Origin of the sequence: Roseateles sp., assembly GCF_044373315.1 — a bacterium.
Lineage (GTDB): Bacteria > Pseudomonadota > Gammaproteobacteria > Burkholderiales > Burkholderiaceae_C > JACDQM01.
The window spans coordinates 1-3,124 of record NZ_JBILQK010000201.1 but is presented as its reverse complement, the minus strand read 5'-3'; the positions used below and the strand labels follow the sequence as shown (position 1 = coordinate 3,124).

The following is a 3,124-nucleotide window of genomic DNA, read 5'->3' as shown; positions in this document are numbered from 1 at the left end:
GCCCCAGCCATGAGTCACGGATCGATTCGTCGCGTCGTCATCACGGGCGCGTCCAACGGCATCGGGCAGGCCATTGCCCGAGCGTTTACCTCCTCCGGTGCCGAGGTGGTCAACCTCGACCGCGCCGATGGTGCGCGTACACAGACCCTGTGCGATGGTCATGCCCAGTGGGTGCCTCTCGATCTCGCCGACCCGAAGGCGATCACCCAGGCCTTCGATGCCGTGGATGAGGCCTTCGGCGGCGCAGCGCCCGATGCGCTGGTGTGTTGCGCAGCCATCAGCAAGGCCGCGCCCTTCTTCGAGCTGGAGGCTGAGAGCCTGAAGCGGATGCTGGACATCAATGTCGTAGGTACCACGCTGGTGTGTCAGGCGGCCGCAAAGCGCATGGCCAAGGCCGGCGCAGGCCGTATCGTCGTTATCACGTCGGTGGCAGCTGCACAGGGTTGGGCCGCGGAACTGGCCTACTGCGTCACAAAGGGGGCGCAGGCCTCCTTGATCCAAAGCCTGGCGGTGGAATTGGCGCCCTACGGCGTGTTGGTCAACGGCGTGGGGCCGGGCCTCATCGAGGCGCCCCCTGCGGCCGACGGCCAGTCCATGGCCAAGACCCGCTCCGACCCCGAAGTCTTGCGGCATGACCTCGAGCGGGTGCCCTTGAACCGCTTTGGCCAGGCCGACGAGATTGCGCGTGCGGTGCAATTCCTGGCCGAGTCCACCTGGACAACCGGTCAGACGCTGTACGTCGACGGCGGCCTGCTCAGCACGGGCCTGGCCTACTTCGGTGCCGCGAAAGCCGCCTTGCCCAAGGCTTGACAGATGAGTCGACTAAGTTCGTCCACCGAGGCGGTGGAATGTGATCTTCTTGTGGTGGGTTCAGGGGCAGCGGGTTTCATGGCCGCGCTGTCAGCCGCCCAGGCAGGGCTGAAGGTCGTCCTGCTGGAGAAAACCGAGACCATTGGCGGTACCACGGCCTTGTCTGAAGGGATGGTTTGGATCCCGGGTAATCGACAGGCAAAAGAAGCGGGACTGCACGATTCACCGGAAGACGCCCTGGCCTACATTGAAGCTGCTGCCGGCGCCGCCTTTGAACGCGAGCGGGCCCGCGCGTATGTCAACCACTCCGCCGCCGCGTTGGCCTTCGCCGAGAAAGAGATGGGCGTGCGCTATGTGCTAGCCACTGGCTCTATTGACTACCACCAGAAAATGCCCGGCGCGAGCTCGGGTGTGCGCGCCTTGAAGGCAGGCATCGTCGATGGGCGCATCCTGGGCAAGGACCTTGTGCGCTTGCGCATGCCCCTGTCCACCACCATGCTCTGGGGCGGCATGACGATTGCCGGAGAGGACCTGCCTCATTTCTTCAAGGTGGGTCGCTCCCTGCGATCCACCCTGAAGGTCGCAGGCCTTGTAGCGCGATACGCATTGGAACGAGCCACCGGACACCCACGTGGGCTGCGCCTGGCCAACGGCAACGGCGTGATCGCAGCCTTGTGGGCAGCGGCAAAGCGGCGTGGCATTCCGGTCTTGACCGGTGCACGCGTCGCCTCCCTGACGATGGACGAGGCGGCGCCGGCGCGAGTCAGCGGTGCGGTCGTGCAGATGGAAGGTCGTACCGTGCACTACCGCGCGCATCGCGGCGTGGTGCTGGCGTGCGGCGGCTTTCCGGGCGCGCGCGAATTGCGAGAGCGCTTCTATCCGCACGTGCAGCAAGGCCGCACACACCACACGCTGGCGCCCAGCAGCAACACGGGTGATGGCCTGGGGCTGGCGCAGGCCGTGGGCGCCGCTTTGCAGACCGGACTGTCTCGCCCTGCGGCGTGGACACCCGTCTCGCTGGTTCCGCAGCCCGGTGGTGGCGTGGTCGGCTTTCCCCACTACATCGACCGCGCCAAGCCCGGGATCATTGCGGTCACGCACGAGGGCCGTCGCTTCACCAACGAAGCGGCCTCATACCACGACTTCGTCCACGCCATGCTGGGTGTGGCCGGCACCGGGCCGGATGAGCCCGCGTTCTGGCTGATCGCCGATCACCGTGCGCAGCGCTGCTACGGCCTGGGCGCGGCACCTCCCGCACCGCTGCCGTTGGGCGCGTGGCAGCGCAGCGGCTATCTGGTGTCCGCGCCGAGCCTTGCAGAGTTGGCGGCACGTCTGCAGATGCCTGCGGCGACGCTGATGGATACGGTGACCCACTTCAACACCTTGGCGCGCTCAGGCACGGATGCCGATTTCAACCGCGGCGCCGACCCCTACGACCGCGCCAACGGCGACGCAACGCACACGCCCAACCCCTGCCTCGGGTCTCTTAGGCAAGGCCCCTTCCATGCGGTGCGCCTGTGGCCCGGTGACATCGGCACCTTCGTCGGGCTTGCGACTGCGGCGCACGGCGAGGTGCTCGACGCCAAAAGAGCCCCGATCGCCGGCCTATACGCCGTGGGCAACGACGCTGCCAGCTTCATGGGCGGCACCTACCCTGCGGCTGGCATCACAGTCGGGGCCGCCATGGTCTATGGCTACCTGGCCGGGCGCCGCGCCGCCGAGGCGACTGTGGGTGGGACGCCATGCAACTGAGCGCCGTGATACAGCGATGGCCGCTGCGCGAGCCGTTCACCATCTCGCGTCGGACATTTGTGGACAGCCTGACAGTTACCGTGTGTTTGCACGATGCTGACGGCCACACAGGCCTGGGCGAGTGTGAACCGCATGAGTGGGATGCTGAAGTTGCGCACCACCTGCTCGCTGAACATAGATTGACCCACCCCGGCGCGGACAATGGCCATCCGCCCAGCTGGCTGCGCGGACTGGAGCGCGAGAACCTGGCCAGCCTGCTGCCCAACACGCCCCTTCGCAACGCCATCGACTGCGCACTGTGGGACATGGACGCCAAGCGCTTGGGCCGCCGCGCCTGGACACTAGCGGGCTGGGACGATGTGGCGCAGCGTACCGTGCCGGTGGTGCCAACCATCGGCCTGGGCACCCCTCAAGCCATGGAGTCTCAAGCCCAGTCATTGAAGGCCCCGCACTGGGTGAAGCTGAAGCTGGGCGCCGCCGATGGCCTGGATCCCGAACGCCTGGAGGCCGTGGCCGGCGCCTTACGGAATAGCCGCTTGCTGGTGGACGCGAACGGCGGCTG

General features: G+C 66.9%; 2 protein-coding genes and 1 pseudogene. All 3 read left to right on the top strand.

What is annotated here, in order from left to right; all coding sequences use genetic code 11:
- On the top strand, positions 1–810 hold an 810-nt coding region (locus tag ACIQ67_RS20370), incomplete at its 5' end, for an SDR family NAD(P)-dependent oxidoreductase (protein WP_397536197.1).
- Between the two features lie 3 nt (positions 811–813).
- On the top strand, positions 814–2,562 hold the full coding sequence (locus tag ACIQ67_RS20365) for an FAD-dependent oxidoreductase (RefSeq protein ID WP_397536196.1): 1,749 nt from the start codon (positions 814–816) through the stop codon (positions 2,560–2,562).
- A pseudogene (locus ACIQ67_RS20360) lies at positions 2,553–3,124 on the top strand (hypothetical protein); the annotation flags it as partial. The gene ACIQ67_RS20365 and the pseudogene ACIQ67_RS20360, both read left to right, overlap by 10 nt.